The sequence below is a fragment of the Roseomonas sp. CECT 9278 genome, from assembly GCF_918698155.1.
GTDB lineage: Bacteria > Pseudomonadota > Alphaproteobacteria > Acetobacterales > Acetobacteraceae > Neoroseomonas.
In genome coordinates, this window is the sequence record NZ_CAKKLX010000007.1 from 1 (window position 1) to 14,836 (window position 14,836).

The following is a 14,836-nucleotide window of genomic DNA, read 5'->3' on the forward strand; positions in this document are numbered from 1 at the left end:
CTCAGCAACCCAACCCTAGCCAGGGATCACCGCGATGGCCGCCTGGGGCGCTCCGCTTCGCTCAGCCACAGGCTTCGCTTCGCGCCCCAGGCTCTGGATGTCCTACACCACCACTGGGGACGCGACCGCAGCGCTCGAGGCGCTTCACTTGGCCGCGGTTGCCGCTGCTCATGTCTTCAAGGAGAACACGCCTACACCTCGAACGGAGCCCTGGCACAAGGCCGCCGCTCTGATCGCCTGGCATGCCGAGAGGATCTGGACCGCCGGAGGCCAGTCAAAGATTGGAGCAAACCCGACCAGCCCCCTCGTTAGGCTGATCGTCAGCGTGCTCCCGCGGATTGGCCTTCCGGCTGCATCCGAAGAGGCCGTGGCCCGCGAACTGCAGCGTGCCCGCGCATCGCCGCCACGCCCCCTTCCGTTTTCTGTCCCTGCCGCTCCTGCCGGCTGACAGGGAAGCGCCACAACCCCTGACCCTGCCCCCTGGGATGTCCCCATTCTGAGCTAGAGTCCGTCGAGTGGAGACGGATGATGAAGCGATCGAGGTTCACGCAGGAGCAGATCATTGGGGTGCTGAAGGAGCACCAGGCGGGTGCGACGGCGCCTGAGCTGTGCCGGAAGCACGGCATCAGCGAGGCGACGTTCTACGCCTGGCGGTCGAAATAGGGGGGCATGGAGGTGTCCGACGCCCGCAAGCTGAAGGGCCTCGAGGAGGAGAACGCGCGGCTGAAGAAGCTGCTTGCGGAATCCATGCTCGATGTCTCGACGCTGCGGGAGATGCTGGCAAAAAACTTCTGACGCCCGGCTCGCGGAGAAACGCCGTGACCTGGGCGATCAAGGAGAAGGACTACTCGCAGCGGCGCGCCTGCCAGCTCGTCGGCCTGGCACCGAAGACGTTCCTCTATGTCTCGCGACGCGCCGGCGATGGCGAGGTTCGTGTTCGACTGCGAGCCCTGGCGAATGAACGTCGGCGACTTGGCTACCGGCGCCTGCACATTCTGCTGGCGCGGGAAGGGCACCGGCTGAACCATAAGAAGCTGTTCCGGCTGTATCGGGCGGAACGCCTCGGGGTGCGCCGTCGTGGCGGGCGCAAGCGCGCGCTCGGCACGCGTGCGCCGATGGCGGTTCCGCAGGGGAAGAACCAGCGCTGGTCGCTGGACTTCGTCTCCGATGCGCTGGCCTGCGGGCGGTGGTTCCGCGTCCTCGCCGTGGTGGACGACTTCACCCGCGAGTGCCTGGCGCTGGTGGCGGACACCTCGCTGTCGGGCCTGCGCGTCGGGCGTGAGCTCGACCGGATCGTGGCGCTGCGCGGCCGCCCGGCGATGATCGTCAGCGACAACGGCACCGAGCTGACCTCGCACGCGATGCTGCGCTGGCAGCAGGAGCGTGGCGTCGCCTGGCACTATATCGCGCCGGGCAAGCCGCAGCAGAACGGGTTCGTCGAGAGCTTCAACGGCCGGTTCCGCGACGAGTGCCTGAACGAGCACCTGTTCGGCAGCCTGCCCGCGGCGCGACGGATCATCGAAGCCTGGAGGAGCGACTAAAACACGACCCGCCCGCACACGAGCCTGAAGGGGCTCACCCCAGCAGCCTTTGCAACGCGCCCCGCATCGGGGCAAACGGAGAACAGGCTCTGCTCATGAACGAGGAAATTTGGGGGGCAGGGTCACCGCGACACCGTGTCCGCGCCAGACGGAGTCGATTTCGGGCTGGGGCCGCTGCAGCAGGGCATGCCGTGGCACGGGCCAGCCTTCTCCGGCAGGTGGATGTTGATGTTGGGCACGCTGGTCTGGAACAGCTCCGCCATCTGCGCCTGGGTCAGCCACAGCGTGTCGTCGGCGAAGCGGCATTCCAGCCGGGTGCGGCCATCCTCGGTCTGGTACAGCAGCAGGGAGGAGGCCGGCGGGCCTTCGGCGCCACTCACGCCGCCAACCCGCCGATCATCGCCAGGATACGGTCGGTCACCTGCTTCAGGTCGGCGTCGATCTCGGCCAGCGGCCGCGGTGGTTCGAAGACGTAGAAGTGCCGGTTGAACGGGATCTCGTAGCCCGTCTTCGTCTTCTCCTCATCGATCCAGGCATCGGGCGCGTGGGGCAGCACCTCCCGCGCGAAATAGGCGCCCGCGTCCTCGGTCAGCGGCACGTTCTCGGTGTCGCGCAGCGCCGCGTCGGGCTGCAGCTTGCCTTTCTGCTTGCCCTTCTGGCCGAGCACGGGCCGGCCGGCCTCATCCTTCAGCGGGCGTTCCACGGTGATGGTGCGGTAGCCGAAGGCCTCGTTGCGGAACAGGCGGGAGAGCGGCGCCAGCTTCACCGTGCCGCCCTCGGGCGGGGGCGGCGGGGTTTCGCCGTCGCGCACCACCACGCGGCTGGTCTTGCAGTCCCCGGTGGTGAGGGTGGCGAGCTGCGCCTCGACGCCATCGCCGAACAGGCGGGTGACGGCGGCGATGTCGTCCTCGCCCATTTCCTTGCGCTTGGAGCCGAGGCTCTTGCGCATCTTCTGCCACAGGGCGGAGGCGTCGATCAGCTGCACCAGTCCGCGGCGCGCGTCGGGCTTCCGGTTGGACAGGATCCAGACATAAGTGGCGATGCCGGTGTTGAAGAACATGTCGGTGGGCAGGGCGATGATCGCCTCGACCAGGTCGTTCTCCAGCACGTGGCGGCGGATCTCGCTTTCGCCCGAACCCGCGCCGCCCGTGAACAGCGGCGAGCCGTTGAGCACGATGCCGATGCGGCTGCCGCCATCCTTGGCCGGGCGCATCTTCGAGATCAGGTGCAGCAGGAACAGCAGCGAGCCGTCCGAGATGCGCGGCAGGCCGGGGCCGAAGTGGCCGGCATGGCCGAACTGCTCGGCTTCGCGGCGGACTTCCTTTTCTACCTTCTTCCACTCCACGCCGACGGGCGGGTTGGAGAGCATGTAGTCGAACTTCCGCCCGGCGTGCCCGTCATCCGACAGCGTGTTGCCAGGCAGGATGTTGGCGACGTTCTGCCCCTTGATGAGCATGTCCGCCTTGCAGATGGCGTAGCTCTCGTCGTTGAGCTCCTGGCCGAACATGGTCAGGGAGGCCTTGGGGTTGTGTCCCAGCAGATGCTCGCCGGCGACCGATAGCATGCCGCCGGTGCCGGCCGTGGGGTCATAGATGGTGCGGACGACCGGGTTGCCGGGGGTGAGGATGTCGCTGTCCTCGATGAACAGCAGGTTCACCATGAGGCGGATGACTTCGCGCGGGGTGAAGTGCTCGCCGGCGGTCTCGTTCGAGATCTCCGCGAATTTGCGGATGAGCTCCTCGAAGGCCAGGCCCATGTCGTGGTTGTTCACGGCGTCGGGGTGCAGGGGGAAGCCGGCGAATTTCTCGGTCACCTGGTAGAGCAGGCCGGCCTTCTGCAGGCGGTCCGTCTGCTCGGCGAAGCGGAAGCGCTCGAAGATGTCGCGCACCGCCGGGGAGAAGCCCTGGATGTAGGCGGCGAGGTTGGCGGCCAGGTGGTCCTGGTCGCCCATCAGCATCTTCATGTCGAGCACGGAGGTGTTGGCGAAGGGTACGCCGGTGAGGCGGGTCAGGAAGGGCTCGGGGTTGATGCCCGCGGCTTCCTTGGCGGCCTTCTCGGCCATCACCTTCGCCTTGGTCGGGGCCAACACGCAGTCGAGGCGGCGGAGCACCGTGAAGGGCAGGATGACCTTGCCGTATTCGGATGGCTTGTAGTCGCCGCGGAGCAGGTCGGCGACGGACCAGATGAGGGCGGAGAGGGATTGGGTCTGACTCATTGCGGTCTGGATACACCAACCGCGGAGGCCTTGGGCGGATTCGGCGTTTGGCGGTCAGACCGCCCTGCCGCGCAGCCACGCCGGATCCGCTGAACCGCGGATATCGTCCGGTCGGACGCCGGACGACCAGTTTACTTGGATGGGGTGTTTTGGGCGGGTCCGGCAGGGCGCTTTGGCCCCGGTGGTGAAGCGGAGTGCCGCCTCCCGCGCTGCCTGTCCGGACGCGTCCGGCAAATGCGCTGTGCGGCCGGAAGATACGCCGCCGGCTGGTTTCACGTGGCCGTCCGGACGGCAGCCCTGGATCAGCGATATTGGACCCTGTATTGGACCCCGACTGAGCCGTCGGTCCTAACGCCTTGAAAAGATTGGCGTCCCCTAGGGGATTCGAACCCCTGTTACCGCCGTGAGAGGGCGGTGTCCTAGGCCTCTAGACGAAGGGGACCCTGGCCGGAGGCGCGCTTCTAGCCGCCTCGCTCGCCGGGATCAAGCACCCTTATTCGCGCGCCCCTGCCGCGCGCGCGCCGCCTGCCGACGGCCGTCCCGGCAGGCATCGGAACAGAACCGCACCTCATCCCAGACCAGCGCCCATTTCTTCCGCCAGGCAAAGGGCCGCCCGCAGGCCGCGCACGGCTTCTCCGGCAGGGTCGGCTTGCGATGCGCCATCGGTCACTCCCGCAGCCCGGTCAATCCCGCAGCCGGACCTCGCCGGTCGCCCGCCCGGTCGCCGGATCAACCAGCACCACGCGCTCGCCATCCGGGCGCACCACCCAGATCGCCAGCGCGCCGCCCGCCGCGGCAATCGCGCCGATGCGGCTGCCCGCGGGCTCGCCCAGCACCAGGTTGAACGGGCGCGCCTCGCTCGCCGTCGGTCCGCGCGCCGCCGGCGCACCACCGCCGGACCGCTGGACGAGCAGCACCACCAGCGTCACGGTGCCCGCGACGATGAGCACCCCCATCCCGATCACCAATGCCTTGAGTGCCGCCACCCCAACCCCCTCGCCGAATGCCGCCGGGCGCGTGGAAACCCTCGCCCCGCCCGAGGCCGCCGGCATGCGCGCCGACCGCTTCCTCGCGGATGCGATAGGTTCGCTCTCGCGCTCCCGCGTCAAGGCATTGATCGAGGCCGGCCACGCCTCGCGCGACGGCGCGCCTCTGGCCGACCCGTCCGAGACGGTGCGCGCCGGCGCCACCTACGCCATCGACATCCCCGCACCCGTCGCCGCCACGCCGCTGCCCCAGGCGATCCCGCTGACCATCCTGTTCGAGGACCGCGACCTCATTGTCATCGACAAGCCCGCCGGCCTGGTGGTCCATCCCGCGCCCGGCAATCTCGACGGCACGCTGGTCAACGCGCTGCTCGCCCATGCCGGGGACGACCTGCCGGGAATCGGCGGGGAAAAGCGCCCGGGCATCGTGCACCGCCTCGACAAGGACACCTCCGGCGTCATGGTCGCCGCCAAGTCCGAACGTGCCCATCGCACGCTGTCCGAGGCCTTCGCCAATCGCGACCTCGACCGCGCCTACCTGGCGCTGGCCTGGGGCCTGCCGGCGCCGGTCACCGGCGAGGTCAGCGCCCCGATCGGCCGCCACCCCGGCGACCGCAAGCGGATGGCGGTGGTGGATCGCGGCGGCAAGCCCGCCACCACGCGCTACGCCGTGCAACGCGCCTGGGGTGCCGCGGTGTCGCTGGTGGAATGCCGCCTGCTGACCGGGCGCACCCACCAGATCCGCGTCCACCTCTCCCACCTTGGCCATCCCATCGTGGGCGACCCGGTCTACCTGCGCCGCACGCCGGGTGCCGCGCGGTTGCTGCCGGAACCCGCCCGCACGCACCTGCTGGCCTTCCCCCGCCAGGCGCTGCACGCCGCCACGCTCGGCTTCAACCATCCGGTCACCGGCCAGCCGCTAAGCTTTGCCAGCCCGCTGCCGACCGACATGCAGGCGCTGCTCGCGTTGCTGGACGGTAACAGCCAGTAACCCGACTATTGCACTCGGTTTTTCTTGCGCACCGCAACCGCGGGCGCTAAAAATGCGTTGTCGGATTCCGAAGGGTGCCACGAAAGCGCCCCATCCGGCCGGCCCCGGTCACACGGGGCCGGCGGCCCAAGGCGAGGGCCCTGAGGAAGGCGATGCAACCGAGTTTTTCGGCCGGCGCGGGCCCCGCCATCTTGGGGCGGCCCACCCGGTCCAGGAGGCAGATGAGACCATGGCTTCCATGTCGATCCCGATGGCGACCGAGGGCAACCTCTCCCGCTATCTGCAGGACATCCGCAAGTTCCCGATGCTCGCCCCGGAGGAGGAGCTGTCGCTCGCCCGCCGTTGGAAGGACCAGGGCGACGAGAAGGCCGCCCACAAGCTGGTGACCTCGCACCTGCGCCTGGTGGCGAAGATCGCGATGGGCTACCGCGGCTACGGCCTGCCGGTGGGCGAGCTGATCTCCGAAGGCAATGTCGGCATGATGCAGGCGGTGAAGCGCTTCGACCCGGAGCGCGGCTTCCGCCTGGCCACCTATGCCATGTGGTGGATTCGCGCGGCCATTCAAGAATACATCCTGCACTCCTGGTCGCTCGTGAAGATGGGCACCACGGCGGCGCAGAAGAAGCTGTTCTTCAACCTGCGGCGGCTGAAGGCCCAGATGTCCGCGCTCGAGGAAGGCGACCTGAAGGACGAGCAGGTGGCCAAGATCGCCCACGCCCTGGCGGTGCCCGAGCAGGACGTGGTCAGCATGAACCGCCGCCTCGCCAGCTCCGACCAGTCCCTCAACGCGCCCGTGCGCGCCGACAGCGAGGGCGAGTGGCAGGACTGGCTGGTCGATGACGGCGAAAGCCAGGAGGACGAGCTCGCCGAGCGGCAGGACATGTCCAACCGCCGCGACCTGCTCAACGGCGCCCTGCGCACGCTGAACGAGCGCGAGCGCCACATCCTGATCGAGCGTCGCCTCAAGGAAGAACCGACCACGCTGGAGGAACTCTCCCAGCAATACGGCATCAGCCGCGAGCGGGTCCGCCAGATCGAGGTGCGCGCCTTCGAGAAGCTGCAGAAGTCGATGAAGCAGCAGGTCATCGAGCGCCGCCTGACGGTCGGCTGACCGCCACACCACCGCGAACCACGGGGCGGCGGGGCAACCTGCCGCCCCGCTTGCGTTCGGGGCTCGCGTTTTCGTGCCGCCGGCGTAGCATCCCCCGCCGCCCGGAGGAGACACGACCATGGCCCGACCCACCCGCCGCATCGCGCTGGCCCTGCCCCTGCTGGCCCTGCCCGGCGCCGCCGCGGCGCAGGCCCCGGCCATGCGCCTGTTCCGCGTGGTCTCGCAGCGCGACGACATCATCATCGGCCTGACCCCCGCCGAGCTGGCGGCGATGGGAACCGGCCCCGACGCCGAGCGGATCGGCCGCACCCTGGCCTCCCAGGGGCAGCTCGGCGCCTGGCGCTACGTGGTGGGCCGCGCGCCGGACGGGTCGACCCGCTATGCAACCACCGCGCGCGTATCGATCCTGCGGCAGGAGACCTACCGCATCGAACCCTATGCCCCCGCCTTGCCGGTGGCCCCGCCGCCCGGCTGATCGCGCCCCCCCTTGGCGTGGGCACCGGCCGCGCCGATATCCCGGATGCCGGGCAGGGTCTGCCACGCGCCATGGTTGCGCGGCGCGACCCTTGTTCGGCTGGTCGCCGTGTCCTTGCCGCCAGGCGCCGCCTGGCCCGACTGCGCTTCAGCAACACCGGGAGGATCGCCATGCTCCGTCGCCACCTGCTCGCCCTCGGCGCCGCCGCCGCCGGCGCGCCGCTGCTGCCCGGCCAGGCCGGGGCCACCACGCCGCCGGGCTTCCGCGTCACCTATTTCAACGCCGCCACGCCGGGCTCGGGCCGCGTCGGATCGCGCGATGTCACCGCGGCGGGCGACGGCACCATGTGGTTCTGCGGCCAGCGCAACGGCACGCTGAACCGGCTGGATCCGCGCACCGGCAACGTCCACCCGATCGACCTGCGCGCCCCGGGCGCCGAGCGCGCCGCCCCACACGGCGTGGTGCGCGGCCCCGACGGCGCCGCCTGGGTCACCGAGGGCGGGCAGAACGCCATCGCCCGCGTCGACCCGCGCGACCACCGCGTGCAGGTCTGGAAGCTGCCCGAGCGCTTCCCCAACGCGAACCTCAACACCGGCGTCTTCGATGATCGCGGCGTGTTCTGGTTCACCGGCCAGAACGGCGTGGTCGGCCGCTTCACCCCGGCCACCGAGCGCATGGATGTCTGGGAAGCCCCGCGCGGCCGCGGCCCCTACGGCATCACGAAAACACCGCAGGGCACGGTCTGGTACGTCTCGCTGGCCGGCAATCACCTGGCGCAGATCGACATCGACGCCACCACCGCGCAGGCGCTCAGCGCGCGCATCGTGGAACCGCCCACGGCGAACCAGGGCGCGCGCCGCGTCTGGACCGACAGCCGCGGCCGGCTGTGGATCAGCGAATGGAACAGCGGGAATGTCTCGGTGCACGACCCGATGACCAACCGCTGGGGCGTCTGGCGCCTGCCCGGAGAACGCCCGCGCGCCTATTCGGTCTATGTCGATCCGACCGACAAGGTGTGGCTGACGGATTTCCCGGCCAACGCCATCGTCCGCTTCGACCCGATGACCGAGACCTTCACCTCCTTCCCCTCCGACCGCGCGGGCGCGAATGTCCGCCAGATGGATGGGATCAACGGCGAAGCCTGGGGCGGCGAGAGCGGCACCGACCGGATCGTGCGGATCGAATACGGGGTGTGAGGGGCGCCGGCTTCGGGTGCGGCGCGACGCCCGCGTGACGGGCGCGCCAAGGTCGCCGACACCGGCTTGGCGCGCCGCCATGCTGGGCCTTGTGGCTACGCTCGTCGCGGCGGCACCCGCCGCCGCCCAGGACGGTCGCGCGGTGTTCGACGCGCGCTGCGCGTCCTGCCACGCGCTGTCCGCCGACGCGCCGGCCGCCGCGGGACCGCACCTGGCAGGCCTGGCAGGACGGCGCATCGGCGGCGATCCTGCCTTCGACTACTCCCCTGCGCTGCGCGAGGCGCAGGGCACTTGGGACGCCGCGCGTCTCGACCGCTTCCTGACCGACCCGGAGGAGATGTTCCCGGGCCTCTGGATGGGCGGCAACGGCATCGCGCAGGCGGCACAGCGCCGCGCCGTGGTGGATTTCCTGACTGGTCGCTGATCGCTCGGCTCAAACGAAGAAGGGGACCTCGCGGCCCCCTTCCCCGTCACGTAACGGACGCGCCGTTCAGCGGATCGGCGGCGCGTAGTGCAGCCCGCCATTGTTCCACAGGTTGTTCACCCCGCGCGGAATGCCGATCGGGGTGATGGAACGCTCATACATCTCGCCGTAATTGCCGACCTGGCGGATGATCTGTACCGCCCAGTCGTTGTTCAGCCCCATCGAGCGGCCCAGATCGCCCGAACGGCCCAGCAGCCGCTGGATGTCGGGATTGGTGCTGGTGCGCGCCAGTTCCTCGACATTGGCGCTGGTCACGCCCAGCTCCTCGGCGGCGATCTGCGCGTAGAGGCTCCAGCGCACGATGTCGAAGAAGCGCCAGTCGCCCTTGCGGACGGTCGGCCCCAGCGGCTCCTTCGAGATCACCTCGGGCAGCAGCAGGAAGCTGTCGGCATCGGTCGTGCGCGTGGCACGGAACGACGCCAGCGAGGAGATGTCGTTGGTATAGGCGTCGCAGCGCCCCGCGACGAAGGCGGCGCGGATTTCCTCGACGCTTTCGATCACCACCGGGGTGAAGCGCATCCGGTTGGTGCGGAAGTAGTCCGCCAGGTTGAGTTCCGTCGTGGTGCCCGGCTGCACGCAGACCGTCGCGCCGTCGAGCTGGCGGGCCGAGGTCACGTTGGCGGACCGCCGCACCATGAAGCCCTGGCCGTCATAGAAGTTGATGCCGGCGAAGGCGAGGCCGAGCGAGGTCTCGCGCCCCAGCGTCCAGGTCGTGTTGCGCGCGAGGATGTCGAGTTCGCCCGACTGCAGCATCGGGAAGCGCTGGACGGCGGTGTTCGGCACGAAGCGCACCTTGGTGGCGTCGCCCAGGATGGCGGCGGCAACGGCACGGCAGGTATCGACGTCCAGCCCGCGGAATTCGCCGCGGCTGTCGGGCAGCGCGAAGCCGGGCGCGTTGATCGCGACACCGCAGACCAGCGACCCGCGGGCGCGGATGGCGGCAACGGTGTCAGGCGGCGCGGCGCCCTGGGCGAGCGCCTGGCCGGCGAAGGCGAAGACCGCGGCGGCGGCCACACCCGCGATGCGGGTGCGAAGTCCTGTCATGTTCATTGTCTCCCGTTGAAGGCCCTGGAGCCGCCCGAGTTTGAACGGCCTGGACGCAGCATGCCCGTCCCGGGGTTCCGGCGCCAAGGGGGCGTTTGGCGGGGCGCTCCGGGGGGCGCCGCCGCTGCGCGGGTCCGTCAGGCGGCCTGGGTCAGGATCGCGTCGGCCATCTTCTCGGCGGTCATCAGGGTCGGGAAGTTGGTATTGGCCGAGGGCACGACCGGGAAGACCGAGGCATCGACCACCCGCAACCCCTCGATGCCGCGCACCCGCCCGGCGGCGTCCACCACCGCCATCGGGTCGCCGTCCGCGCCCATGCGGCAGGAGCAGGAGGCATGCCAGACGCCGATGCAGGCCTTGCGGATGAAGGCTTCCAGCGCCTCGTCGTCGGTCATCACCTCGTTGAAGCGGAAGCCCTCGATGACGAAGCGGTCGATGAAGGCCGATCGCAGGAAGCCCGGCCCGTCCAGGAACTTCGAGATGATCGAGGTCAGGATGCGGTTCTTCGTGTTCACCACGCCGATCCGCCGGACCCGGTCCGAATAGGCCGCCGGGAAGGGGTCGGTGGTGACGGCCGCGAGCGGCGGGCTCAAGGCCAGCGAGGCCGCCAGGCGGAAGCCGATCATCAGCCGTTCGAGGTCGCGACGGTCCGACAGCAGGTTGAACTCGACCTCCGGATGCTCCCGCCAATCGGTCGATGTCAGCAGCACCTGGCCGCGCTGCGAGTAGGTCTTGTTCACCCAGGTCAGCATCGAGGCGATCTGCTCGCCCACCGCATGCCAGGCGGATTTGGACGCGACGGACATGAACATGTCGCCCTCGGGCGCGCCCTCGATGCCCGAGGAGAACCGCAGCCCGACCATCATGTGCCGGCGCAGGTCGGTGCGGTTGAGCCGCGCCTCCGGCTTCACGAAGGAGGACAGCGAGATGGCCGGGTGGTCCATCAGCCCCTGGCCGACGCCGGGCAAGTCGGCGCGGACCTCGATCCCGCGCTCGCGCAGGTGGCCCGCCGGGCCGATTCCCGCGCGCATCAGATGCGCCGGCGAATGGATGGCCCCGGTCGACAGGATCACCTCGCGCCCGCGGAATTCCTGTTCCTGGCCACGCACGAGGGCACGCACGCCGACGCAGCGCGTGCCTTCGAAGACCAGCCCCATCACCTGCGTCTCGGTGCTGATGGTCAGGTTCGACCGCGCGCGCGTGTCGGCATCCAGGTAGCCGATGGCGGCCGAGACGCGTGTCTCGGTCACGTTCACCGTCAGCGGGAAGAAGCCGTCCTCGAAGGCGCCGTTCTGGTCGGGCAGTTCCTTGAAGCCGGCCTGGCGGAAGGCCTCGGCCGTGGCCTTGGAATGCAGCGGCCATTTGTCGCGCGGGATGCGGCGCACCGGGATGCGCCCGTCCTGGCCATGCCATTCATTGTCGAAGTCGAGGTCGCGCTCGACCTTCTTGAAATACGGCAGCACGCCGTCCCAGTTCCAGCCGGCGGCGCCGCGCCGTTCCCATTCGTCGTAGTCGTGCGGCGCGCCGCGGTTCGCCATCTGCCCGTTGATCGACGACCCCCCGCCCAGCACCCGCGCCTGTTCGTATTTGCGCAGCGGCGGCTTCTCGGTCGGGTTGTTGTGCGAGACGACCTGGGTGCGGACCTTGAGCTCGGTCCAGTGGAAGCGCGGGTCGAAATAGGCCTGGCCCGGATAGGTATCGAGGATGGTCGCCGGCACCTGGCCCGGCGGGGTGTCCACGCCGGCCTCGCACAACAGCACCTTGTTGGCCGATGGCGTGGACAGGCGATGCGCGAGCACCGAGCCGGCGGACCCGCCGCCGATGATGATGAAGTCGTACACGCGTGGCATTCCCCCCTGGACGGCGGAACCTAGAACGGATCCCGACGGGATGGAATGATCGGATCGGGCGAAGATGCCCGCAAAAACAACGACCTAGAGGCTCTGCCGCGAACCGGTGCGGACACAGGCCGCTCGCTGGCGTCTCCAGGGCGGAGGGAAGCCCCTGATCCGGTGACGATGTTCGTGGCCGCGGCGCGGTTGCGGCGCTGCCGCGCGCATCACGCACGCAGGCGGCCCGCGCCCCGGCGCATGCCGCCGCCGTCGCGCCCGCCCCCCGCTGCTGCGATGCAACATTGGCCCGCCCCAGCCGTTCTCCCCCGGGCCACCACCGCAGGATCATGCCATGCCACGCGCCACCCGGAACCCCGCCCTGAGCCTTTGGCTCAGCATGGCCAACCGCATCGCCAATGCGGGACGCGGCATCGCCTTCTCGGCCGTGCGTCGCCAGCAGGCGACCCGCACGCAGGATGGCACCCGCGCCTGGACGCGCCTGCTGGGCGGGCTGCGCAAGCCGCGCCGCAAGCGGTCCTGAGGCCGTGGCGCGATCGGGGTCGGCGCTGCTGCGCATGATGCGGACCGCACTGCGCGCGGGCAGCATGGCCGCCTGGAGCGGCTTCGCCCCCAAGCCCAAGCCGCCACGCGCGCGCAGCGCGAAGCCCGCCGCGCGCGCCGCGCCGGCACCACCGCGCGCCGGCCGCGTGACCGAGGTCGCGCGCTTCGGCTCCAATCCGGGCGCGCTGCGCATGCTGGCCTATACGCCGCCGCGACGGCCGCGCCCCGGCGCGCCGCTGATCGTGGTGCTGCATGGCTGCCGCCAGACGGCGGAGGCCTTCGCCGCCGCCGCGGGCTGGATCGACCTCGCGGCTGCGCGCGGCATCCCGCTGCTGCTGCCCGAACAGCGCACCGAGAACAATCCCCATCGCTGCTTCAACTGGTTCAAGCCCGGCGATACCGGGCGCGGCCGGGGCGAGGCGCTGTCGATCCGCCAGATGGTGCGCAGCGCGACGCAGCTGTACGATTCCGACCCGCGCCGCGTCTTCATCGTGGGCCTGTCGGCTGGCGGCGCGATGGCGGCGGGGATGCTGGCGGCCTATCCCGCCACCTTCGCCGCCGGCGCGGTGGTCGCGGGCATGCCCGTCGGCAGCGCCAACACCCCGCACCTGGCGCTGCTGCGGATGCACCGCGCCGACCCCTTCGGCACGCGCGCGGGGCTCGAGGCCGCGGTGCGCGCGCGGTCGTCGCTGCGCGGCGAACGCGCCTGGCCGCGGCTGTCGATCTGGCAGGGCGCGCTGGACCGCACGGTGGACCCCGCCAATGCCGAGCTGCTCGCGGCGCAGTGGTCGGCGCTGCACGGCTTCGGCGCCGCGCCCACCACCGATGCCGAGGCCGCGCCCGGCGCGCGCCGCCGCGCCTGGGGCCGCGACGCGCGGACGGCGGTGGAGCTCTGGACCATCGAGGGCATGGCGCATGGCTTCCCGGTGGACCCCGCCCTGCGCGGCGGCGGCACGCCGGGCGCATGGGTGGTGGATGCCGGCGTGGCGGCGGCCCTGCGGATCGCGGCGTTCTGGCGGCTGGACGACTCCCGCGCGTGATTCCCCGGGCCGCTGCGGGACAACGCGGCCGCGCGCATTCCCGCCCGCGCGGCCGGGCGCGCGACGGTCTATCGCAGCCCCGCGACGACCTCCGCCGGCGCACGCAGCGCCGCCCACAGCAGGGCTCCGGCGGTGATCGTCGCCGCCTTCAATTCCTGCATCGGCACCAGCGCGCGCGTATCGGCGGCGGTCAGCAGATAGCGCAGCGCGCTGCCGGGTTCGTCGAAGCCCGCCACCAGCCGTGCGGCCGGGATGCCGTGGTCGGCGAAATTCGCATGGTCCGAATTGCGCATCAGCGGCCCGTGCACGCCCAGCGGCAGCCCCGCCTGCGCCGCCGCGGCGCGCAGGAACGGCCCAAGCGGCGCGAAGCCGCTGGTCAAGGCCGTCAGCCGCGCGCCGCCGGCGATGGAATCGAGGTTGATGTTTACCGCCATGCGCGCGCGCCGTTCGTCGGAAAGCCCCGCGAGCCAGGCGCGCGAGCCCGACAGCGCCCATTCCTCCGCCCCGAAGATGCACAGCGTCAGCCCGCGCGGGCAATGCTCGACCCAAGGTGCGGCCGCGCGCGCCAGGCACAGCGCGGCGGCCAGCCCGGTCGCGTTGTCGATCGCGCTCTCGCCCAGCGGATGCCCGTCCAGATGCGCGCTCAGCACCACGCGGTCCGGCCCGCGCCCGGGCAGGTCCAGCACCAGCGTGGGCGTGGTGGCGGCGTGGTCCTCGCCCGCCAGCGTGATGCGCACGCGGCGGCCTTCGGCCAGCAGCGCGCCGGCCTCGGCGCTGATGCCGAGCGCGGGGATCCCCTCCCCGCCATTGCGCCCCGACGAACCCGACACGGCGCCGACACCCGGTTCGGGCTGCACGACCAGGAAGGCCGCCGCCCCCGCCGCCTGCGCGGCCGCGAGCTTGATGCGCCGATGCACCGTCCAGGCGGCGAAGGGGTATTCGTGCCGCGCCAGCACCGCGCAACCCGCCGCGCCGTCATAGTCGCCGGCCACGCCACGCCCGCAATCGCGCGTGTCCAGCACCACGCCCCCGGCCGGCGTCGATGCCGCGCCCAGCAGCGGCGCGCAGGCCAGTTCGCGCCCGCTCGCGAGGTCGCTCACGCGCGCCTCGTGGCAGCGCCAGCCGGCATAGGGGGCGGGCTCGTCCACCACCGCGCCGATCGCGGCCATGCGATCGTGCAGCAGCGCGAAGCCGCGCGCCGCGCTGTCCGTGCCCTGCAGCCGCCCGCCGGTGTCGCAGATGGCGGCGAAATCCGCGGCGAGCGCGGCATCCGCCGCGATGCGCCCGAGGAACGCCGCGAGCGGCTCAGTCACGCTCGGACCGGCGCATCATCGCCGCGCCACATCCCGGACCCGCCGCG

Annotated in this window: 14 protein-coding genes, 1 tRNA gene and 1 pseudogene; 8 read left to right on the forward strand and 8 right to left on the reverse strand. The window is 71.0% G+C overall.

The genetic code is table 11. From position 1 onward, the window contains the following. The first annotated feature begins 528 nt into the window (after positions 1–528). A pseudogene (locus LQ222_RS06420) lies at positions 529–1,640 on the forward strand (IS3 family transposase). 23 nt (positions 1,641–1,663) lie between these two features. Here the strand turns inward: LQ222_RS06420 and LQ222_RS06425 are convergent. The 5 genes from LQ222_RS06425 to LQ222_RS06445 all read right to left on the reverse strand — a co-directional run bounded on the left by LQ222_RS06425 (position 1,664) and on the right by LQ222_RS06445 (position 4,712). Then, complete coding sequence (locus LQ222_RS06425) at positions 1,664–1,921, reverse strand: hypothetical protein (RefSeq protein WP_230165244.1); 258 nt, start codon at positions 1,919–1,921, stop codon at positions 1,664–1,666. Then, positions 1,918–3,756, reverse strand: coding sequence for a class I SAM-dependent DNA methyltransferase (locus LQ222_RS06430; RefSeq protein WP_230165245.1), 1,839 nt, complete (start codon positions 3,754–3,756; stop codon positions 1,918–1,920). The genes LQ222_RS06425 and LQ222_RS06430 overlap by 4 nt, the downstream gene beginning before the upstream one ends. A 366-nt stretch (positions 3,757–4,122) precedes the next feature. Beyond that, positions 4,123–4,198, reverse strand: a tRNA-Glu gene (locus LQ222_RS06435). A 41-nt stretch (positions 4,199–4,239) separates the two neighbouring features. Next, positions 4,240–4,419, reverse strand: a complete 180-nt coding sequence (locus LQ222_RS06440; RefSeq protein WP_230165247.1) for a DUF2256 domain-containing protein — start codon at positions 4,417–4,419, stop codon at positions 4,240–4,242. A 20-nt stretch (positions 4,420–4,439) separates the two neighbouring features. Beyond that, positions 4,440–4,712 (reverse strand): hypothetical protein, encoded by a 273-nt coding sequence (locus LQ222_RS06445; protein ID WP_230165249.1) that lies wholly within the window; start codon positions 4,710–4,712, stop codon positions 4,440–4,442. Here LQ222_RS06445 and LQ222_RS06450 point away from each other — a divergent pair. The 5 genes from LQ222_RS06450 to LQ222_RS06470 all read left to right on the forward strand — a co-directional run bounded on the left by LQ222_RS06450 (position 4,699) and on the right by LQ222_RS06470 (position 8,939). Continuing rightward, on the forward strand, positions 4,699–5,733 hold the full coding sequence (locus tag LQ222_RS06450; protein ID WP_374202157.1) for an RluA family pseudouridine synthase: 1,035 nt from the start codon (positions 4,699–4,701) through the stop codon (positions 5,731–5,733). The genes LQ222_RS06445 and LQ222_RS06450 overlap by 14 nt on opposite strands. Before the next feature lie 229 nt (positions 5,734–5,962). Continuing rightward, a complete protein-coding gene (gene rpoH, locus LQ222_RS06455) occupies positions 5,963–6,844 on the forward strand; it encodes an RNA polymerase sigma factor RpoH (protein WP_230165251.1) in 882 nt (293 codons plus the stop codon). A gap of 118 nt (positions 6,845–6,962) precedes the next feature. After that, positions 6,963–7,319, forward strand: coding sequence for a hypothetical protein (locus LQ222_RS06460; RefSeq protein WP_230165254.1), 357 nt, complete (start codon positions 6,963–6,965; stop codon positions 7,317–7,319). A gap of 170 nt (positions 7,320–7,489) precedes the next feature. Continuing rightward, positions 7,490–8,515: an SMP-30/gluconolactonase/LRE family protein gene (locus LQ222_RS06465; RefSeq protein ID WP_230165255.1), complete on the forward strand. Its 1,026-nt coding sequence runs from the start codon at positions 7,490–7,492 to the stop codon at positions 8,513–8,515. A gap of 79 nt (positions 8,516–8,594) precedes the next feature. After that, positions 8,595–8,939, forward strand: a complete 345-nt coding sequence (locus tag LQ222_RS06470) for a cytochrome c family protein (RefSeq protein ID WP_230165257.1) — start codon at positions 8,595–8,597, stop codon at positions 8,937–8,939. A 66-nt stretch (positions 8,940–9,005) separates the two neighbouring features. Here LQ222_RS06470 and LQ222_RS06475 read toward each other — a convergent pair whose 3' ends face one another. Next, positions 9,006–10,043, reverse strand: a complete 1,038-nt coding sequence (locus LQ222_RS06475; protein ID WP_230165258.1) for an amino acid ABC transporter substrate-binding protein — start codon at positions 10,041–10,043, stop codon at positions 9,006–9,008. A 137-nt stretch (positions 10,044–10,180) separates the two neighbouring features. Beyond that, the gene (locus tag LQ222_RS06480; protein ID WP_230165259.1) at positions 10,181–11,893 is read right to left on the reverse strand and encodes a GMC family oxidoreductase; all 1,713 of its coding nucleotides are present in this window, start codon (positions 11,891–11,893) and stop codon (positions 10,181–10,183) included. Between the two features lie 334 nt (positions 11,894–12,227). On the opposite strand from LQ222_RS06480, the gene LQ222_RS06485 reads away from it, so the two are divergent. Beyond that, positions 12,228–12,416 (forward strand): hypothetical protein, encoded by a 189-nt coding sequence (locus LQ222_RS06485; RefSeq protein WP_230165260.1) that lies wholly within the window; start codon positions 12,228–12,230, stop codon positions 12,414–12,416. Between the two features lie 34 nt (positions 12,417–12,450). After that, the gene (locus LQ222_RS06490) at positions 12,451–13,476 is read left to right on the forward strand and encodes a PHB depolymerase family esterase (protein ID WP_230165261.1); all 1,026 of its coding nucleotides are present in this window, start codon (positions 12,451–12,453) and stop codon (positions 13,474–13,476) included. 68 nt (positions 13,477–13,544) lie between these two features. Here the strand turns inward: LQ222_RS06490 and LQ222_RS06495 are convergent, their stop codons facing one another. Next, entirely contained in the window at positions 13,545–14,789 is a 1,245-nt protein-coding gene (locus tag LQ222_RS06495; RefSeq protein WP_230165262.1) for a M28 family peptidase, read from the reverse strand. Between the last annotated feature and the right edge of the window lie 47 nt (positions 14,790–14,836).

Bases quoted from the DNA above. Each gene is read 5' to 3' on its own strand.
- LQ222_RS06465 (WP_230165255.1), top strand. From the start codon at position 7,490: ATGCTCCGTCGCCACCTGCTCGCCCTCGGCGCCGCCGCCGCCGGCGCG.
- LQ222_RS06450 (WP_374202157.1), top strand. From the start codon at position 4,699: ATGAGCACCCCCATCCCGATCACCAATGCCTTGAGTGCCGCCACCCCA.
- rpoH (WP_230165251.1), top strand. From the start codon at position 5,963: ATGGCTTCCATGTCGATCCCGATGGCGACCGAGGGCAACCTCTCCCGC.
- LQ222_RS06470 (WP_230165257.1), top strand. From the start codon at position 8,595: ATGCTGGGCCTTGTGGCTACGCTCGTCGCGGCGGCACCCGCCGCCGCC.
- LQ222_RS06460 (WP_230165254.1), top strand. From the start codon at position 6,963: ATGGCCCGACCCACCCGCCGCATCGCGCTGGCCCTGCCCCTGCTGGCC.
- LQ222_RS06480 (WP_230165259.1), bottom strand. From the start codon at position 11,893: ATGCCACGCGTGTACGACTTCATCATCATCGGCGGCGGGTCCGCCGGC.
- LQ222_RS06430 (WP_230165245.1), bottom strand. From the start codon at position 3,756: ATGAGTCAGACCCAATCCCTCTCCGCCCTCATCTGGTCCGTCGCCGAC.
- LQ222_RS06440 (WP_230165247.1), bottom strand. From the start codon at position 4,419: ATGGCGCATCGCAAGCCGACCCTGCCGGAGAAGCCGTGCGCGGCCTGC.
- LQ222_RS06475 (WP_230165258.1), bottom strand. From the start codon at position 10,043: ATGACAGGACTTCGCACCCGCATCGCGGGTGTGGCCGCCGCCGCGGTC.
- LQ222_RS06490 (WP_230165261.1), top strand. From the start codon at position 12,451: ATGATGCGGACCGCACTGCGCGCGGGCAGCATGGCCGCCTGGAGCGGC.
- LQ222_RS06485 (WP_230165260.1), top strand. From the start codon at position 12,228: ATGCCACGCGCCACCCGGAACCCCGCCCTGAGCCTTTGGCTCAGCATG.
- LQ222_RS06445 (WP_230165249.1), bottom strand. From the start codon at position 4,712: ATGGGGGTGCTCATCGTCGCGGGCACCGTGACGCTGGTGGTGCTGCTC.